Below are 19,225 nucleotides of genomic sequence, written 5' to 3'. Positions count from 1 at the left end.
GATGTCCCACCAATCTGATCTCATCGAAAGCGACATCACGGCATATCTTGAAGCACACGAGAACAAGTCTCTGCTTCGATTCATCACATGTGGCTCAGTCGACGACGGAAAATCCACCCTGATTGGCCGGATGCTGTACGACTCGAAAATGATTTTCGAAGACCAGCTGGATGCGCTTGAAGCCGATTCGAAACGCGTTGGTACGCAGGGTGAAAACATCGATTTCGCGCTTCTGGTCGATGGTCTGGCTGCGGAACGTGAACAAGGCATCACGATCGACGTTGCCTACCGCTTCTTCTCAACGGATAAGCGGAAATTCATCGTTGCAGACACGCCAGGTCACGTTCAATACACGCGAAATATGGCAACTGGCGCCTCGACCGCGGACCTTGCCATCCTTCTGATCGATGCGCGTCGCGGCGTTCTGGAACAGACACGACGTCACGCCTTCATTGCTTCATCTCTCGGCATCAAGAAGCTTGTTCTTGCCATCAACAAGATGGATCTCAAGGATTACGACCAAGGTGTCTTTGAGGATATCGAAGCTGAGTTTATCGACTTCGCTGAGGAACTTGCGAACGGCATTGAAATTCAGGCCATTCCGATGTCGGCGCTTGAGGGCACCAACATTACGACCAAGTCTGACAAGACGCCATGGTATACCGGCCCATCTCTCATGGAATACCTGGAAACGGTTCCAGTTGATGATCAGCGCCTGAACTCGCCCTTCAGACTTCCGGTTCAATACGTCAATCGACCGAATCTCGACTTCCGCGGCTTCTCTGGTCAGATCCCTTCCGGTGTTGTTCGCGTTGGAGATCGTATCAAGACGCTCCCAAGCGCCAAGGAAACGACCGTTACGCGCATCCTGTCAGGCGACAAGGATGTCGACGAAGCCGTTGCCGGTGAGTCGGTTACGATCTGTTTTGCTGACGAGGTCGACACCTCTCGCGGCGACCTCATCTGCACGGCTGACAGCCCTGCAGAAGTCGCAGACCAGTTCCAGGCTCGTATCTTCTGGATGTCAGAAGAGAAGCTGCTACCGGGACGTCGCTACCTGATGAAAATCGGGTCAAAAATGGTAACGGCGCAGATCAATGAGGCGAAATACAAGATCGACATGAGCGATCTGGACGACCGCCCAGCCAAAGATCTGTCCCTGAACGAAGTTGGCGTCTGCACGCTAAGCCTCGACCAGGCTGTTCCATTCGATCCTTATGCAGAGATCCGCGAAACGGGTGGCTTCATCCTCATCGACCGACTGACGAATAACACCGTCGGCATGGGCCTGATTGACTTCGCTCTGCGACGCGCAGGCAACATTCACTGGCAGTCCATTGATGTAAACAAAGCGGCTCACGCCTCTCAGAAAGGTCAAAAGCCGGCCGTTCTGTGGTTTACCGGGCTTTCTGGTTCAGGAAAGTCGACCATTGCGAATGCGCTCCAGAAGCGTCTCTTCTCGATTGATCGTCACACCTATCTTCTCGATGGTGACAATGTCCGTCATGGCCTGAACAGAGACCTTGGCTTCACTGACGCTGACCGTGTGGAAAATATCCGCCGTGTCGCAGAAGTATCCCGCCTGATGGTCGATGCTGGCCTCATCACGCTCGTTTCATTCATCTCGCCGTTCAAGTCAGAACGCCGGATGGCTCGAAACATGCTTGAAGAGAACGAGTTCGTTGAGATTTACGTAAACACGCCACTCGATGTCGCTGAAAAACGCGACGTTAAAGGTCTGTACAAGAAGGCCCGCGCCGGAGAGATCAAGAACTTCACTGGGATCGACAGCCCTTATGAAGCGCCGGATCAGCCGGAAATCTCGATTGATACAACCTCCCTCACCGCCGATGAAGCTGCCGAGCAGATTCTCGATTGGCTGAAGGAAAAAGGCTATCTCGACGTCTAAGCGTCGAGTTCACCTGAAAAGAAAAAGCCGCAAACAGATGTTTGCGGCTTTTTTGTTAGCGTGAAAACGAACCTGTGAACGTCTTTAAGCAGGCTGAGAAAATCGTTCGCGTAACTCTGCTTTCAGTATTTTGCCATTCGCGTTTCGAGGCAGAGGCTCCGACTGAAATTCCACACGAACCGGAATTTTAAACCCTGCCAGATGCTCCTTCAGAAACGCCTGAAGCGGCTCAAGTGTAAGTGTTGAGCCATCCTTCACCTGAACGACTGCGCCGACTTCCTCGCCGAGGACTTTGTGCGGAATACCGACAACAGCCGCATCCGTAATGTCCGGATGGTCGTAAAGTGCGGACTCGACTTCAATGCAGTAAATGTTCTCACCGCCGCGGATGAGCATGTCCTTCGCGCGGTCAACAAGATACAGGAATCCATCTTCGTCGATTCGAGCCAGGTCGCCCGTTACAACCCAACCATCCTTGAACGTTTCAGCGGTCGATTCCGGCCGATTCCAGTAACATTTCGCGTTGGAAGGGCTCTTGCACCACAGTTCGCCAATCTCGTTCGGTGGTAGCGTCTTGCCGTCCGTATCGACAACTTTCAGCTCAACCGCAGGCGCTGGCGCACCCGCGCTATCTGGACGGTTTACGTAGTCTTCAGCCAAGTTCAGCGTTGCCGTAGCGCATGTCTCTGTCATGCCCCAGCCATTGCCTGCCACTGCATCCTTGAAGCGACGCTTGATCGTTGCGACCAGCTCTGGCGCAGATGGCGCGCCGCCATAGGAAACAGCCTCAATAGATGAGAGATCGTATTTGTCCCGATCCGGGTGTTCGAGCACCTGCCAGGCGATCGCGGGAACACCGCCAAATGCGGTGATTTTCTCGCGCTCGATAATCCCCAGCGCTTCCGTGGCATCCCATTTATACATGGTGACGATCTTGTTGCCTGTAATGAAGCACGGCGACAGGATCGCGAATGACCCCGTCGCATGAAAGAGCGGAATAGACACCAAAGTCGCTTTTTGGGGATCTTCCGGATTTGGCTCCGGCGGTGTTTCACCACGACGCAATAGCGCACGCACCTGATTGGCCATGCTGTTGAACATATTCGCAATAATCGCGCGATGTGTCGCCAGGATCCCTTTTGGTTTCCCCGTCGTTCCCGACGAGTACATGATCGTCGCCTCATCCTCTGGCTTCAGATCAATCTCTGGAGCATCGACCAGTTCGAGACTTTCCCACTGGGGTGCTGCCCCAATGAACTGCTCCATCGAATGAACGCGATCGTCTGCGTAGTTCCCCTCGCCTCTTGCGACGATCACCTGCTCCAGATTCGGCAGGTTCTGCCAATGCGGCGCTATGCGCGAGAAAATTTCGTCGTCGACGATTGCGACTTTCGCGCCGGAATCGCTCAAACCATATTCAAGCTCTTCACCCGTCCACCAGGAGTTCAGCGGCGTCGCGATGTATCCGCTGATCAGGCACGCCCAGAATCCAACGGACCATTGCGGATAATTCCGCATGGAAATTGCGACACGGTCACCCTGGCGCAAACCGAACTGTGTTTTCAGAACTTCAGCCAGCTTCCGTACGGCTTTCCGATGCGCCGCGAAAGACACACGTTCATCCTGAAAAACCATCAGGGTCTTGTCTGCAAAGCCAGTAGACCCTGCTTCAAAGAGGTCACGCAGACTTGCCGGGGCGTTTTTGTAAACGTTCACCGGACTGCCGTGTATGGAGAGCTCTTCCATTTCGAAGACAGCGCCGGGAGCTGTGAGCAGCGCATTCGCTTGCTCAATACTCATGACCGGCCAGTTATCAGGCAAGCTTGAAACAGGTTCCGTTCGCAATTCTTCCTCCCAGATATTTCTTTAAGTTATATCTAGGAGTTGCCTTGCTGAGGCCGAGAAATCAAGCCTAAAGATAGTTACCTATACTAACCGGCCACCGCCGGAAGTTCCTTTACGTCACCTCTACCCAAAGCTGCAATGGCGGTCGCAGCGATCTGTTTCGCATTCAGACCCGCCGTATCGTACATCAGCTGCGGTTTGTCATGATCCTGGAAGGTGTCCGGAAGCGTCATGGTTCTGACTTTCAGACCGTTATCCAGCAAGCCATGTTGGGCCATGTGCTGAAGCGTGAATCCACCAAAGCCGCCAACAGCGCCTTCTTCGATGGTCACCAGCACTTCATGCTCTTTCGACAAGTGCTTGATGAGGTCATGATCGAGCGGTTTGGCGAAACGGGCATCCGCAACGGTTGTCGAGAGGCCCTGCGCCTGAAGCATTTCAGCGGCTTTGAGAACCTCCTGCAGTCTGGTGCCATACGACAACAAAGCAATCGATGTACCCTGTTGAATGACGCGGCCACGACCGATTTCCAATGGCTGGAGCACGTCCGGCATTTCGACGCCCACGCCCTCGCCTCTCGGATACCGGAAAGCAGATGGCCGATCATCAATCTCGAGTGAGGTGAGCACCATACGGGCAAGTTCCGCCTCATCGCTTGCAGCCATGCAAACCATATCAGGCAGATTGCCCATAAATGCGATGTCAAAGCTGCCTGCGTGCGTGGCACCATCGGCGCCAACAAGACCCGCGCGGTCAATCGCAAAACGTACGGGTAGCTTCTGAATAGCGACGTCATGAACGACCTGATCATAGGCGCGCTGCAGGAAGGTCGAATATATCGCTGTGAAAGGCTTGAAGCCATCCGCTGCCATACCTGCTGCGAATGTCACAGCATGCTGTTCGGCAATGCCGACATCGAAAGACCGCTCCGGGAACCGTTCAGCAAAGGTCGAAACGCCTGTACCTGATGGCATCGCAGCGGTGATGGCGACGATCTTTTCGTCCTTCTCCCCCAATTCCGTCAGGGTCTTACCAAAGACACTGGTATAGCTCGGAGCGTTGGCTTTCGCTTTCTTTTGCTCACCGGTTACGACGTTGAAATTCGAAACGCCATGATACTTGTCTGACGCATTCTCGGCCGGCGCATAGCCTTTGCCCTTCTGCGTCACCGCATGGATGAGAACCGGGCCGTCCATCGTGTCGCGAACATTCTCAAGGATCGAAACGAGCGACTTCACATCATGCCCGTCAATTGGGCCGACATAGTAAAATCCCAGTTCCTCGAACATGGTGCCGCCCATGGCAAAGCCACGCGCATATTCCTCGGCTTTGCGAACCGGCTTTTCCAGCCCCATCGGTTTGACGACATTTTTCGCAAGCTTACGCAGAGAGCGATATGGCTTTCCTGACACCAGCTTCGACAGATAGTTGCTCATGGCACCGACAGGGGGCGCAATGGACATGTCATTGTCGTTCAGGATCACGATGAGGCGTTTGTTCAGAGCGCCCGCATTGTTCATGGCTTCATACGCCATGCCAGCGGACATGGCCCCATCGCCAATCACGCAGATCACATTGTCTTTTCGACCATCAAGGTCAGCAGCGACGGCAAAGCCAAGCCCAGCAGAAATCGATGTCGAAGCATGCGCCGCACCAAACGGATCATACTCACTTTCGGATCGCTTCGTGAAACCCGAGAGACCTCCCCCCTGGCGCAGCGTACGAATACGGTCTCGTCGCCCCGTCAGAATTTTATGAGGATAGCATTGGTGACCGACATCGAAGATGAGCTTGTCTTGCGGCGTATCAAACACGCTGTGAATCGCGACTGTGAGTTCGACGACCCCCAGTCCTGCACCTAAGTGCCCACCCGTTTGAGAGACAGCGTCGATCGTTTCTGTTCGCAGTTCGCTACAAATTGCGATCAGTTCTTCGGGCGTCTTGTTTTTCAGGTCTGCAGGTGAATGCACCTGATCCAAAAGAGGCGTTTTAGGCATAACAGGTCCAGAATATTCGTGTCTGTTTTGTGTCAGTGACGGCGCTGTAGCACAAAATCAACGGATTGCAGCAAGAGATGGGCACGATTGCGGAAAATTGCGAGATGTTCTTTCGCTTGCTCTGCGAGCATTTCCACACGTTGCCGCGCGCCATCCTTTCCAAGAAGTGTGACGAAGTTTGCTTTGCCGGCATCAGCGTCCTTGCCGACACCCTTTCCGAGTTCCGCCTCATTGCCTTCAACATCCAGAAGGTCATCAGCAATCTGATAGGCCAGCCCAAGGTCATGCGTGAAACCTGTGACAGCACTTCGCTGCTGATCACTCGCACCGCCCAGAATACATGCGGCCTCGCCCGCATACGCAATGAGCGCACCCGTTTTCAGACGCTGCATGCGCGTGATCGAATTGAGATCCTGGCGCACATCTCCCGCAAGCATGTCGATCATCTGACCGCCGACCATGCCCTGAGCGCCAGACGCCCTGGATAGTTTCTCGATCAGTTTGCAGCGTACTGAGCCATCCTGATGGGTATCCGGATGAGACAAAATCTCGAACGCAAGCGTCAGCAGTGCATCACCGGCAAGAACAGCCGTCGCCTCATCAAATCGCTTGTGAACCGTCGGCTGACCGCGCCTCAGATCGTCGTCATCCATACACGGCAGATCATCGTGAATCAGCGAGTATGTGTGAATGCACTCCAGCGCCGCTGCCGTTCGAAGCAGAGATTTCTCCGGCGCACCGAACAATTCGCCAAATGCGATCACAAAGAAGGGCCTCAGGCGCTTTCCAGTGGCAAGCGAGGCATAACGCATGGCACGCATCAGCTGCGCTTCCGGCCCCTCCGCAGGGGGTATCAACCGGTCGAGTGCGACGGTTACCCGGTCTGCGACCTCATTTAAATAGGTCGGAAAGTCAGCAGCGTTCTGATCGTTCATGCCTCGACATCAGCCGCTGTGGTTTCAACATCACCATTCTGCTTCAGTACGATCTGTTCGATCTTGAGTTTCGCATTCTGAAGCTTGTTCTGACAATGGAGTTTCAGCGCCGCGCCGCGCTCATAAATCTTGATGGATTCCTCGAGCGCGACATCGCCGCGTTCCAATTGTTCCACAATGCCTTCAAGCTCTTTCAGAGCGTCTTCAAAGCTGAGTGGAGAAACGTCAGTTTCGCTGGCCATGCATGTCTCCTTCACATCGACCATAGGGGTGGTTCGTCATGAACTCAATGCGAGGATTCGAAACGTTTGACGTTATTTCACACGTTCATAAACGCGGTAAGACCAATAGCTGTCACCGCCATCAATCCGGCATCGCCAGCCACGTGCGCGCAGGCGTGGGCGAAGCATGCGATTGAACCATCCATGCGCTGCCAGATAGACTTTGCCTTCTTCGGCGCGCTTGATCAGATAATCAGCGGCCGCATCAGCACGAGCCTCTGCGTCACGAATGCCTTCACCATCCAGCTTGTGTCCGCGTAACCAAGCGGCACGCGCCAGAATGTTCCATGTTTTGGGCAGGAACTTCACACCATCCCAGCGCGGTGGCGGCAAATTGGCTTCATAGAACATTTCTGACTGTTCGATGGTCGCCCATGGCGCCGCCAGTGTTGCCGTTTCAAACGCCCGGGGACGCGAAGACGACAGAACCACGTCGCTGTCTTTGACGATTTCCTTCAACGCTTCAGGCGCGGCTTGTCCCTCGGCAAGGCTGCCGATTTCATATCGCGCCCACCAGTCTTTATAGGCACGCCAGTCAAGACGCGGCCCCGCATTGCGGTCCAGTGCAGGTTTGCCATGACGGGAAACAATGATCGGGCCAGGACGCTCGCCATCTTTTTCCGAGATTTGCAAAACTTCCTGCAAGTGATCTGAATCCGTCTGACCGGACTTTGAATCGGTCACACGCCCCTCCCGAAAAAACGATACAAGACATCCCTGTTAACGGTGGCGCGCTGGCCCCGCAAGAGTTTGCCAGAGTGATATTACTAATCAGAAGCAGTTGTCGTGGAATTCGTCTCGCTGACTGCTGGGCTTCGGAGCTGTTTCGCTGCGCCAAACATTCCTGACATTCGTCCTGAAAACGATGTCTCGACCGTTCGAATCATTGCGTAGCGCCGGCGCACTTTCCCTGCGAGGTGTGAAACTTTCGGGACATGCGCATCTTCAAGCCAACGCCAAGCATCTTCTCCGATCTTCGAAATCGATAGACCTGACGTCGTATCGCGAAGCACACCTCGCACGACCTGCATCTGATAGCTTGAATAGTATTTTTTGTAGTGACCGGCAGAAACACCGAGATCCAGTTCCTGATACCCACGGTGAGCGGCCGCCCGAATGATCTCATCCAGAATGAGATAACCGGGAGCATAAGCTTTGAACTCGTCATCATAGACCGGGATCCAGCCGTGAAGCACGTGATCGCTGGCAAGGTTGAACTCGCCTGCAACCAAACGTCCATTGAAGACCAGCGTGTGCAACACGCCATGACACTCGGGAATCCCGTCGCGCCAAAGCGTTTTCATCATATTCTGAACCCAGTCCGGTGCCAGAACATCGTGACGACCGGTCTCCTGATACTGTTGGCGTTTCCAAGAGATCACGGACTGCCAATGTTCCTCTGACCTATCGTCAAACTGGAACTCGGTCTGACCGACTTCGCGTTCAAACTTTCGAACAAGCCGGCGCATTTTCTTCGCATGCTTGGGATAGAGCGCAGCCTGCTCATCAAAGAACGCATCAGCACCTTTGCTAAGATCGCAGATATACGCGCCGTCACGTTCGATCTCTGTGTCAAAGAAGCGCCGTTTCGGGTCATATAGGGTCGTGAAACGAACCGAGCTTAGTCCAACCGCAGCGAGGACCGATTCAAGATCGCCCGCCCAGTCCGGACTTAAAATCGGACCATGATAATCTGAAAAAGGCGCCCCGACAGGATCTGCGCTATGCCCCGTTTTCTGGAGCGGCCAGATAAACTCTAGTTGTTCGCCGCGCCCGTGAAGCAGAACCCATATGTCGTTCCGCACGGTTGAAACGGTCTGTGTAAAAAATGGATGGAAAAACGGGCTCTCATATCCCGGCTGAGCCGAAATCAGAGACTTCCAGACCGATAAGTCTGACGTCGTCAGTTCCTGAAACCGAACTAGCTTGCAGAACATGTGTCCCTCCTTCACCGGAGGGACCATGTCAGAAACCTTCAAATTGAAGCTTAATTCAGACTACAAACTTTTCCAGACCCGGCCCTTTGGGCAGCCTGTTTCGTAGCGCCCACAGAAATTCAGCGTGAACAGGACGATCTCAGCGCGGCCGATCAGGTTCTCATACGGCACGTATCCAATCGTCGGTTCTTCATACGCAGAACGCGGCGGACAGCCAGCCTGGTCAATCACACCCTGGCTGTTTTCCAGACAGTGTCCGATCAACTCCCGGGAATCGGCTGAATTATCGCGGTTGTCACCCATGAAGAAATAGTGACCTTCCGGGACTTCAAAGACCGGCGTGCTGCGATTTGGCCGGCTCAGAATATCATGCACAAGATAGGACTTGCCGTTCGGCATGGTTTCGACCAGCTCGTCTGATTGCGTACGAATATTCTGGCGCGCTTCTGCATAGACCACGCGCCGCATGGGTTCCTGAGGCAAAACCTCACCGTTCAGGAAGATACGGTTGTCGCGCACCTCAATTCGGTCGCCTGGCAGGCCGATGAGGCGCTTGATCATGACGCGATCCAGATGAGGGTGTTTGAAGACGATCACATCACCACGCTCTGGCTGGCTGCCGAAAACGCGCCCATCGCCGAGCGGCAGATATTTGCCGAGGCCCAGCGGCACCGAGTGCTTGGAGTACCCATAAGCGAATTTGGAAACCGCCACGCGATCGCCGACCTGAAGCGTCGGCACCATGCTCTCACTAGGAATCGAGCGAAGTTCGAATGCGACGAAATATACAACGAACCAAATCGGCAAAAAAATCGCGATCGTGACCAGCAATTCCTTCACTTCATGGAGCAGTTTATCTGCACCAGATTTGTGTTCGGACTCAGATTTACTCATTTCAATTTTACCGCAGTACCATAAACAAGAATTTCGGATGTTCCTTGGAGGATCATCGCCGTCGAAAAACGGACATTGACCACTGCGTCGGCACCGAGGCTTTTGGCATGGTCGAGCATTCGGTCCTGAGCCTGCTCTCGCGACTCTGCCATCAGCTTGGTATATTCAGACACCTCACCACCTACGATGGCCCGTAAACCGGCAATCAGGTCACGGCCGACAAATCGCGCGCGCACGACGTTTCCCCGAGCGATTCCGAGTATCTCGGATATTTCACGGCCCGGTATGGTTTCAGTGGTCGATGTGATCAAAATTCAGCGCTCCACATTCTTGGAGTAATAATCGTCTTCCTCGTTACTTAGACGATCAATAATCACTTTGGCGAGCAGAATTCCCATTCCGATAAACGCAAAGACGGGAATCAGAATCAAAGCCGCAAAGAAGACACCCCGGAGCGACATTCCGAGATTAAACAACATGAGAAGTCCGACGAGACTGCAAAAGGCGACACCAAAGATCGCAACGCCCCGAAAGGCGAAGCCGATCTTCTCGAGAATTGAGAGGTCCTGCATAAATTCGGAATCACTTCTCTGCTTCAGGCATTCACAGCCTCATACATCACATAACCATCTTCTGTGACGATTCGCTTAGCCTCTCCCCGCTCAATCAGGCAGTTGAGATGCGCAATGCTCTCTCCCGTCGCAAGTGAGTAGCTTTCGCGCTCAATTTTTCGTCCGAATATCGTCGGGAAAAGATCGATCACGCGATGTGGATTTCGAATTTTTTGCTTCAGACGCTTCAGCACGACCTCGTGACCACGCACGAGATGATCGAGACGCTTGTGAGCGCCTTTGAAAGGCAGATTGTGGGCTGGAAGAACCAGCACGTCTTCAGGCAACTCGGCCTTCAGCTTCAGACAGGAGTTGATCCAATCACTGAGCGGATCAGCTTCCGGCTCTGTCGGGAAGACGGACACATTCGATGAAATCCGCGGCAAAAGCTGATCACCTGAAATGAAGAGGTTTTGCTCAGCATTGAAAAGACAGACATGCTCCGGGCAATGCCCCTCACCTGTGAGCACCCGCCAGGATGAGCCGCCAATATCGATCTCATCACCATCACGCAGTCGGATATAGGCATCCGGCAAACGAGACGTCGCCCGACCAAAGCCACCGAAACGCTTCTTGTAGGTTTCAATGGCCTCATTGTCCCAACCAGCATCCTCATAAAACTTGATGCCAGCCTGCGGCGCTTCGCGACCTGTGTCAGCGACCAGCATTCGACAGCTCGTATATTCCAGACGCGACATATAAAGCGGACAGTCAAATTTCCGCGTGATCCAACCTGCCAGACCAACATGGTCCGGATGCATGTGCGTGACGATCACCCGTTTTACGGGCAAACCGTCGAGACATTCTTCAAAGATCTTTCGCCAGTGATTGCGCGCATCCTCTGTCGCCATGCCCGTATCGACAATGGTCCAGCCATCGCCATCGCGAAGCAGCCAGAGATTGATCCACTCCAGTGAAATCGGCAGCGGCATCCGCACCCAGAAAACGCCGTCCACGATCTTCTTGACCGTTCCCGGCGTCGGCGCTTCTGATTCGTCAAATGGATAATCTAAATTTGGTCGTCGCGGTTTGGTAATCTGGCCATCATTGGTCAGTTCAGTCACGTTTGTCATTGTTTTCCAGACTTAACTTGCCTCAAACAGAGCCAGCACCTCCTCAGCTGTAAAATCGACCTCCCCGATCAGAGCTGCTGACTTCCCTCTGGCCAAGGGTAGAACATTTTCAGCATAAAAGCCCAGTACCGGCGTAAGTTTCTTTCCGTGAGCCCCTTTTCGCCCCCGCTTCAATTCCGCTGAAAGCAGGTAGTGCCCACCAAGCACGTCTCCGAACAGCGCAAGGTAAGGTGTCGCTGCAGACAAGGCTTCTGACTTATTCGTTTTCAGCTTCTCCATCATCCACTCGGTAGCGGCCTCAAGCGCTTCTGTTGCATCTCGCAAACGGTCTGCAGCCTTGACCACGACCGGTTGATTGCTCTGGCGTCCGTCTTCGACACTGCTGTGAATTTCATCGAGAAGTTCCCGGATACCTGCGCCGTTTGCGAGCGAGAGCTTGCGTCCAACCAGATCTGCAGCCTGAATGCCGTTCGTCCCTTCATAGATCGGCGTAATCCGAACGTCCTTGAACAGCTGTGCGCCGAGCGTTTCACTCATAAAGCCCATACCGCCATGTATCTGGACACCGACAGATGTTGCTTCGACGGCAGCGTCCGTTGACCAGGCTTTTGCGATTGGCGTTAGTATATCCTCGCGCAGCTTGTAGGCCGCTTTCTTTTCGGGATCTGTTTCAGACACGCTCAGATCGCCAGCCATCGCGCACGCGTAACAGATATGGCGCGAGGCCATTGCTTTTGCTTTGATCTCGAGCAGGTTGCGGCGCACATCTGCATGATAGAGGATCGGCGCGGCGCCTTCCCCTTTCCAATCTGCAGAAGCGCCCTGCTTGCGCTCTTTGGCGTAGGATAGCGCGGCCTGATAAGCTGCCTCACTCGCGCCGACACCCTGAAGGCCAACATTCAATCTCGCCGCGTTCATCATGGTGAACATACAAGCCAGGCCCCGGTTTTCTTCGCCAACGAGCCATCCGGTCGCATTCTGATATTCCATGACGCAGGTTGGAGAGGCGTGAATGCCAATTTTCTTTTCCAGACCTATGCATTTCACGCCATTTCGATCACCGGGATTACCCTCTGCGTCCGGCAGGAATTTTGGCACCACGAAGAGCGAAATACCTTTCGATCCCTTTGGCGCACCTTCCAGGCGCGCAAGCACGAGATGCACGATATTTTCAGCGCAGTCATGCTCACCCCAGGTGATGTAAATTTTCTGTCCCGAAATCGCGTAAGTGCCATCCTCATTCGGCACGGCTTTCGTGGTGAGCGCACCGACGTCAGAACCCGCCTGAGGCTCTGTCAGGTTCATTGTTCCGGTCCACTGCCCCGAAATCAGCTTTTCAAGATAAGTCTGCTTGAGATCTTCGCTGCCATGCGCGAGCAAGGCTTCGATGGCGCCCTGGGAGAGTATCGGACAAAGCCCGAAACTCAGATTTGCAGAATGCACCATTTCCGTGACCGCCAGCGCAAGTGTGCGCGGCATGGACTGACCGCCCCAGCTTTCCGGAAAGCTTAGCCCGATCCAGCCACCGTCACGATACGTTTCGAAAGCAGATGCAAAGGAATCGGGCAACACAACCCGGTTCCCCTTGAGCACCGCACCGACCTGATCGCCGAGGCTATTAATCGGCGCGAGCACTTCAGACGCCAGTTTCCCGGCTTCCTCAAGAACCGGTTTCAGAAGCTCGTCATCGTAGTTTTCGAAGCCAGCACGACCCGCAAGCGATCCAATATCAACACCATTCTCAAGACAGTCGAGAATTTCCTCAATCGGAGCCTGATAAGTCATGCGGTACGTCCTTCACTTCAACTACTGATCGGCCTGCTGAACCAGTTGTGACTGGAGCTTTTCTTATTTCCCGGTAAATCCGTTCAAGGGCCAAGCGGTCTAACAAACTTGCATCGTGATTTACTACATGTCTGTCTATTTTCCAGTCGACGCGACAAGTGTTCGCGTAACGATCACAGGCATGAAGCGTAACCGATGCAAGGCCGTACCTTCACGCTCTAACTGACAAAGGAATACACCATGATGAAAGTCGCGATCCTATCAAGTCTGACCGCCAGTCTGGCACTGATGGTGCCCTCTGTTGTGAGCGCCTCAGCACAGGAAGCCCCGGCTACAGAGACCGGCCCGTTCGGCGCCGCGCCTTCAGGCACTTATACGCTCGATCCAACACATGCTTTTCTGACATTCAAAGTCGGACATAGCGCAGGGCTGTCACGCTATATGGGGGTTTTCACCGAATATGACGCGACGATCGAGCTCGATGCGAATGAACCGGAAGCCTCTACCGTCGAGGTGACGATCCGGCCCGAGAGCCTCTTTGTAAATTATCCAAAGGATTACAAAGCATCGCATCCGGATACCGGTTTTGAAACCTGGACCGAAGACCTCACCATGAGTGACTTGTGGCTGAACGCAGACGAATTTCCAACGATCAGCTTCGTGTCGACATCCATAGACGTACTGGATGACGCGACCGGCAAAATCACTGGCGATCTGACATTCCTTGGTGTCACCAAACCCATAACCCTGGACGTGACATTCCGCGGCGCTCAGGAATCCCGCTATACGGATGGTTACAATATTGGTTTCGACGCGAAGACGACTATCAAGCGTTCGGATTTTGGAAATGACAGCTACATTCCGATCATCGGTGACGAAGTCAAAATCGAGTTTAGTGGCGAATTCGGCCCGGCTGAATAGTCAGCCGCGTTTTTCCGGTTGCAATTGGGTTTGGCTGATGTCTAGCAGATCATCACTATGACGATGTCAGCCAATCTTTCATCGGCGCTTTCAGCGCTCCGCGCCGGCAAACTGGTCGGTATGCCAACCGAAACCGTTTACGGACTGGCGGGTGATGCGACCAACCCCAAAGCGGTTGCTGCGATTTACGCCCTCAAACAGCGCCCAAGCTTCAATCCCTTGATCGCCCATATCGCGTCGATCGAGATGGCGCAGGATCAGGCGCGTTTTTCACCGACTGCATTAAAACTTTCCCGCGCTTTCTGGCCGGGCCCCATGACACTCGTGCTCCCCGTTTCTGATACAAATACCGTTTGTGACCTCGCACGGGCCGGACTGGAGACTCAGGCTCTGCGCTGGCCGCGACATGAGCTCGCTCAGCAGCTGATTTCCGACTTCGGCAAACCCATTGTGGCGCCATCTGCCAACAAATCCGGCAAGGTTAGCCCAACGCAGCCAGAACATGTCAGAGAAGAATTTGGCGATGAGCTCCCGATCATTCTGGACGGTGGTCCATCCGTATTGGGATTGGAATCCACCGTCCTTTTTGTCGAGGATGACAAGGTCACACTGTTGCGTCCCGGTTCGCTCGCGCGTCGTGACATAGAAGCGCTTGTCGGTCCAATCCAGTCAGCGCTCCATGATGATACCGCGCCTAAGTCTCCGGGTATGTTGTCGCGCCACTACGCCCCCAAGGCTAAACTCAGGCTCAACGCTGCAAGCCCGGAAGCAGACGAAACCTATCTCGGTTTTGGCCGTTCCTTTGACCATGGACCTCATTCACTTTCCAGAAGCGGCGATCTTCAGGAAGCCGCATCAAACCTATATGCAATGCTCCGCGATCTCGACGAAATCAGTGACAAGATTGCCATTGCACCCATCCCCGATGAAGGCCTCGGCGAGGCCATAAACGATCGGCTGAAACGCGCCAGCCTCTGACACACAAGACCAGCGAGTTCCTTATGGACGACATGCCCTCTCAATCCTCACCCCTCAATCAGGACCTGATCCAATCACTGAAAGACCTGCTGGGTGAAAAAGGGTGGACGGATGATCAGGAGATCATCTCGCCGCACACCTCCGATTGGCGAGGCAATTTCGTGGGCCATTCGGATTTCATGGTCAGTCCATCGACGACGGAAGAAGTCTCCGAAGTCATGAAGCTCTGCCATCGCTATGGTCAGCCTGTGTGCCCGCAAGGCGGCAATACCGGACTGGTCAATGGCGGGATCGCATATGGTGAGATCGTTCTCTCAATGGCTCGGATGAACAATGTCCGATCCATCGATACGTTCAACAACTCACTGGTTGCCGAGGCAGGATGTATTCTCGCAAACGTCCACACGGCAGCCGATGAGCAGGATCGGTATTTTCCACTTTCCCTCGGAAGTCAGGGAAGCTGCACCATTGGCGGCCTTATCTCGACGAATGCCGGCGGCGTTGCAGTCCTTCGATACGGCATGATGCGGGACCTGCTGCTGGGCATGGAAGTTGTCACGGCGAATGGTGAGATCTGGTCTGCGCTCAGAGGTCTGCGCAAGGACAATACAGGTTATGACCTCAAACACCTGTTCTGCGGCGCAGAAGGTACGCTGGGGATTGTGACCGCTGCAACGCTGAAGCTGTTCCCAAAGCCGAAGACCGCAACGGCCTGGCTGACGCTCGAGACACCGCAAAAAGCGGTCGAACTTCTGTCACTCGTGCGCAAGCATGCAGGGGACAGCGTCACAGGCTTCGAAATACTGCCGAAGGTCGGCGTTGAACTCGCAGCCCGAGAAATCGATGCCGTTCGTGATCCGCTTCCGAATGAAGCGCCATGGCGCATCCTGCTGGAGGTTTCTCTCGCTTCAGAGGACCATGCGCAGGACGTTCTGCAAACCGTGCTGGAAAAAGCGCTGGAGGACAGCCTTATTACAGATGGTGTTGTGGCGGCTTCCCTCTCTCAGGCGGAGATGTTCTGGCATGTTCGGGAGAGTTTGCCCCTTGTGAAGCGCGGCTTTCTGACGTCGGTCAATCACGACATCTCTGTCCCGGTCTCAAAGGTCCCGCAATTCCTCGAAACAACCGAAGCGGCCATGAAAGAGATGGTCCCAGACGTCGAGATTTTTGCCTTCGGACACCTTGGGGATGGAAACATTCACTATGGCGTTGCAGAACGCACTGACGCAGAGAATCCGACCGTCAAGGCAAAGAGCCTCGACATCACGTTTAAGGTCCATCAGATCGTGACGGATCTTGGCGGTTCAATTTCGGCTGAACACGGCGTCGGCCTTCTGAAGCGTGATGAGCTTCCGGATCATAAATCAGAGACTGAACTGAATATGATGCGTTCGATCAAGAAAGCACTCGATCCGGAAAACCTCATGAATCCGGGCCGCGTTATTTCTGTTCGATAGGACATACAGGTTTCCATACGAATCGCGCCAGACATCCAGTTCGGATCTCAAGGCGTACATATCTGCGCCAGCCAAAAAGTCAGAACAGGTCAGACCGTTGCTTATCCTGCTATCGCCCGCGAAGAATCTTGATTTCGAACCAGCCCCACAGAATTTGTCGAAAACGTCACCTCGCCTATCGGGTGAGACAGAGCTGCTTCTGAAGCGGACGAAGTCGCTCTCCCGCAGTGACCTGCGTTCTTTGATGAAGCTTTCCGAAAACCTTGCCGACCTGAACTATGAGCGGTTTCAGGCCCTGTCTGACGGCCTTCCGGACAGCGAAGCCAAGCAAGCCATTCTTGCATTTAACGGTGACGTCTACCGAGGTCTCGATGCAGGAACGCTTCAGGACAACGACCTGAACTGGGCTCAAACACATCTGCGCCTTCTGTCAGGACTATACGGCGTCCTCCGCCCAATGGACTCTATTCATCCTTATCGGCTTGAAATGGGAACACGCCTCGATACGGATCGCGGCGCCACACTCTATGATTTCTGGGGCGACCGGATTTCAAAACAGCTCAACGAAGATATGACGGAAGCTGAAGGACCGATCCTGAACCTTGCGTCGAAAGAGTATTTTGGTGCCGTGAACAAGAAAGCTCTGAAATCGAGCGTGATCGATGTCGACTTCAGAGAAGTCACCGACAAGGGCTCCAAGATCATCAGTTTTTACGCGAAATATGCACGTGGCCTGATGGCGCGCTGGGTGATCGAAAACCGCATCACGGATGCTTCCGACCTTAAGACGTTCGACATCGACGGCTATGGCTATCAGGCGGATCAGAGCTCCGCCGGCAAGCTTGTATTTTCTCGCCCGAAACCAGAACCGAAGTCATAATTCGCTCAGACCTGTTGTGCATTGCAGCAATCGGCGTAAACGTGTCGCCTTTGAAACGTAACATCGATTTGGGTCTTTATGAGTTTAAAGCCGATCAGTCTCGCGCTTCAGGGCGGCGGCGCACATGGCGCATTCACCTGGGGTGTTCTGGATTACCTCCTCGAACACAGCGATCTTGATATCAAAGCGATCACAGCGACGTCCGCTGGCGCCATGAACGCTGTCGCGCTTGTTTCCGGATATCTGAATGGTGGACGTGATGGTGCCAGAGCACTTCTTGAAGCATTCTGGCGAGATATGTCTGATCGCAGCGCGCCGCTCTCTGCCGCCTCTGCCGTTGCACCGGCTTTTGGTCCTTTCACGCCCTTCGCAATGTTCCAGGCGCTGACCAACATTGCCAGCCCGTATGATCTCAATCCGTTTGACTATAATCCGCTGCAACAATCGCTGCGAAAGCTGATCGATTTCGATCAGCTGCGCGCAGAAACAGAGATTGATCTGTTCATTGCGTCCACCAATGTCGAAACGGGCAAGGCACGTATTTTCAAAACTCATGAGATCGACGAGAAAGCCATCCTGTCTTCCGCCTGCCTGCCGCAGGTGTTCAAGGCCGTCGAAGTGGATGGCACGCCGCTATGGGATGGCGGCTACGTGGGAAACCCGGCCCTTTTCCCGTTGTTCTACGCTGACGTCCCGCGCGACATGCTGATTGTGCATATCAATCCGCTGGTTCGCAAAGGCACGCCGAAAACGGCCAGCGCCATCCTTGATCGCCTGAACGAAATCACCTTCAACGCCTCGCTGATCTCTGAATTGCGGTCCATCGCCTTCGTCCAGAAGCTGTTGGATGAGAACTGGCTGGCCGATCGTATCCAGTCAAAATACCGCAAGCTGTTCATCCATGCGATCCGCGCAGACATAGAACTCTGCGAGCTCTCCATCGAAACGAAGTATGATACCAGCTGGCGCTTCCTGAAGGATTTGCGAGATCGTGGCCGCCAGGCCGCAGAGGTCTGGAACGATCATCATATCGGAAAAGTCGGACGCGAGTCGTCCGTGGATATCCGCAAGGAATTTCTGGAAGACGATTAGTCTTCAACCGCGGAGGCGTCGACCGTTCCGTGTTTGAAGATCGAGACCCGCGTCTCCCCATAGGTACGCATGTCCAGAAGCGTCCAGTTTTCAGGCTCCGGTGTTTCGTCCAGCGCCGTCTCGATCACCGCGACAGCATTCTCTGTCAGCCATCCGCCACGCTCAAGCTGGTTCAGGGCTGGCTGAACTAACTCCTGACCATAGGGCGGATCCAGAAAAACCAGACTGAAGGGTTCGCCCACGCCCGTTGGTTTCGGCCCAAGATCGGTTGCTGAGCGTCGATGAATTCGCGTGATTCCGAACAGCTGCAGCGTTTCGATATTGCTGCGGATGATACCGCGCGCGCCAGCAGCGATCTCAACAAAGAGGCAAAAGCTTGCGCCGCGCGAAATTGCTTCCAGACCGAGTGCGCCTGATCCTGCGAACAGGTCAATGACGCGGGCACCTTCAATGTCCGGCAGATCCGCATTGTGCGCGAGCAGATTGAACAAGGCTTCGCGAACACGGTCCGTCGTTGGCCGCGTGTTGCGCCCTTCCGGCGCTTCAATCTGGCGCCCCTTAAACCGACCTGCAACAATTCTCACGAAACGCTCTCCTCAGAAGTCTTTATGACCGTTGTCCTGCGATGAT

At 54.1% G+C, this 19,225-nt stretch carries 18 protein-coding genes; 6 read left to right on the top strand and 12 right to left on the bottom strand.

Annotation, left to right across the window (positions count from 1 at the left end; all coding sequences use genetic code 11):
• The first annotated feature begins 1 nt into the window (after window position 1).
• Window positions 2-1,909 carry a sulfate adenylyltransferase subunit CysN gene (cysN, locus tag ACFQDM_RS17175; protein ID WP_377381305.1) on the top strand — a complete coding sequence of 636 codons (1,908 nt, stop codon included), beginning with the start codon at window positions 2-4 and terminating at the stop codon, window positions 1,907-1,909.
• An 84-nt stretch (window positions 1,910-1,993) separates the two neighbouring features.
• Here the strand turns inward: cysN and ACFQDM_RS17170 are convergent, their stop codons facing one another.
• From ACFQDM_RS17170 to ACFQDM_RS17120, 11 genes are all read right to left on the bottom strand, one after another.
• Window positions 1,994-3,709, bottom strand: a complete 1,716-nt coding sequence (locus ACFQDM_RS17170; protein WP_377381303.1) for a class I adenylate-forming enzyme family protein — start codon at window positions 3,707-3,709, stop codon at window positions 1,994-1,996.
• A 131-nt stretch (window positions 3,710-3,840) separates the two neighbouring features.
• Window positions 3,841-5,751, bottom strand: coding sequence for a 1-deoxy-D-xylulose-5-phosphate synthase (gene dxs, locus ACFQDM_RS17165; protein WP_377381301.1), 1,911 nt, complete (start codon window positions 5,749-5,751; stop codon window positions 3,841-3,843).
• A 32-nt stretch (window positions 5,752-5,783) separates the two neighbouring features.
• Complete coding sequence (locus ACFQDM_RS17160; protein ID WP_377381298.1) at window positions 5,784-6,686, bottom strand: polyprenyl synthetase family protein; 903 nt, start codon at window positions 6,684-6,686, stop codon at window positions 5,784-5,786.
• Window positions 6,683-6,928: an exodeoxyribonuclease VII small subunit gene (locus ACFQDM_RS17155; protein ID WP_377381296.1), complete on the bottom strand. Its 246-nt coding sequence runs from the start codon at window positions 6,926-6,928 to the stop codon at window positions 6,683-6,685. The genes ACFQDM_RS17160 and ACFQDM_RS17155 overlap by 4 nt, the downstream gene beginning before the upstream one ends.
• Before the next feature lie 72 nt (window positions 6,929-7,000).
• On the bottom strand, window positions 7,001-7,651 hold the full coding sequence (locus ACFQDM_RS17150) for a histidine phosphatase family protein (protein WP_377381294.1): 651 nt from the start codon (window positions 7,649-7,651) through the stop codon (window positions 7,001-7,003).
• Window positions 7,652-7,734: 83 nt separating this feature from the next.
• On the bottom strand, window positions 7,735-8,904 hold the full coding sequence (locus ACFQDM_RS17145) for a GNAT family N-acetyltransferase (RefSeq protein WP_377381290.1): 1,170 nt from the start codon (window positions 8,902-8,904) through the stop codon (window positions 7,735-7,737).
• Between the two features lie 60 nt (window positions 8,905-8,964).
• Entirely contained in the window at window positions 8,965-9,798 is an 834-nt protein-coding gene (gene lepB / locus ACFQDM_RS17140; RefSeq protein ID WP_377381288.1) for a signal peptidase I, read from the bottom strand.
• Window positions 9,795-10,109 (bottom strand): YbjQ family protein, encoded by a 315-nt coding sequence (locus ACFQDM_RS17135; protein ID WP_377381285.1) that lies wholly within the window; start codon window positions 10,107-10,109, stop codon window positions 9,795-9,797. The genes lepB and ACFQDM_RS17135 overlap by 4 nt, the downstream gene beginning before the upstream one ends.
• A gap of 3 nt (window positions 10,110-10,112) precedes the next feature.
• Complete coding sequence (locus ACFQDM_RS17130) at window positions 10,113-10,370, bottom strand: hypothetical protein (protein ID WP_377381283.1); 258 nt, start codon at window positions 10,368-10,370, stop codon at window positions 10,113-10,115.
• Between the two features lie 23 nt (window positions 10,371-10,393).
• A complete protein-coding gene (locus ACFQDM_RS17125; RefSeq protein ID WP_377381280.1) occupies window positions 10,394-11,482 on the bottom strand; it encodes an MBL fold metallo-hydrolase in 1,089 nt (362 codons plus the stop codon).
• A 12-nt stretch (window positions 11,483-11,494) separates the two neighbouring features.
• Window positions 11,495-13,267, bottom strand: coding sequence for an acyl-CoA dehydrogenase (locus ACFQDM_RS17120; RefSeq protein ID WP_377381277.1), 1,773 nt, complete (start codon window positions 13,265-13,267; stop codon window positions 11,495-11,497).
• Between the two features lie 240 nt (window positions 13,268-13,507).
• Here ACFQDM_RS17120 and ACFQDM_RS17115 point away from each other — a divergent pair, with 240 nt between their 5' ends.
• The 5 genes from ACFQDM_RS17115 to ACFQDM_RS17095 all read left to right on the top strand — a co-directional run bounded on the left by ACFQDM_RS17115 (window position 13,508) and on the right by ACFQDM_RS17095 (window position 18,595).
• Window positions 13,508-14,188, top strand: coding sequence for a YceI family protein (locus ACFQDM_RS17115; RefSeq protein ID WP_377381275.1), 681 nt, complete (start codon window positions 13,508-13,510; stop codon window positions 14,186-14,188).
• 63 nt (window positions 14,189-14,251) lie between these two features.
• Window positions 14,252-15,166, top strand: coding sequence for an L-threonylcarbamoyladenylate synthase (locus ACFQDM_RS17110; protein ID WP_377381272.1), 915 nt, complete (start codon window positions 14,252-14,254; stop codon window positions 15,164-15,166).
• 32 nt (window positions 15,167-15,198) lie between these two features.
• Complete coding sequence (locus ACFQDM_RS17105) at window positions 15,199-16,623, top strand: FAD-binding oxidoreductase (RefSeq protein ID WP_377381270.1); 1,425 nt, start codon at window positions 15,199-15,201, stop codon at window positions 16,621-16,623.
• Window positions 16,624-16,720: 97 nt separating this feature from the next.
• Window positions 16,721-17,503, top strand: coding sequence for a peroxide stress protein YaaA (yaaA, locus tag ACFQDM_RS17100; RefSeq protein WP_377381266.1), 783 nt, complete (start codon window positions 16,721-16,723; stop codon window positions 17,501-17,503).
• Window positions 17,504-17,581: 78 nt separating this feature from the next.
• Window positions 17,582-18,595, top strand: a complete 1,014-nt coding sequence (locus ACFQDM_RS17095; RefSeq protein ID WP_377381263.1) for a patatin-like phospholipase family protein — start codon at window positions 17,582-17,584, stop codon at window positions 18,593-18,595.
• On the opposite strand, the gene rsmD is transcribed toward ACFQDM_RS17095, so the two are convergent.
• The gene (gene rsmD / locus ACFQDM_RS17090) at window positions 18,592-19,179 is read right to left on the bottom strand and encodes a 16S rRNA (guanine(966)-N(2))-methyltransferase RsmD (protein ID WP_377381261.1); all 588 of its coding nucleotides are present in this window, start codon (window positions 19,177-19,179) and stop codon (window positions 18,592-18,594) included. The genes ACFQDM_RS17095 and rsmD overlap by 4 nt on opposite strands.
• Between the last annotated feature and the right edge of the window lie 46 nt (window positions 19,180-19,225).

Origin of the sequence: Ponticaulis profundi, from assembly GCF_042659465.1 — a bacterium.
Classification (GTDB): Bacteria; Pseudomonadota; Alphaproteobacteria; order Caulobacterales; family Hyphomonadaceae; genus Ponticaulis; species Ponticaulis profundi.
The sequence above is the reverse complement of the archived record's forward strand: the minus strand, read 5'-3'. Positions and strand labels throughout refer to the sequence as shown.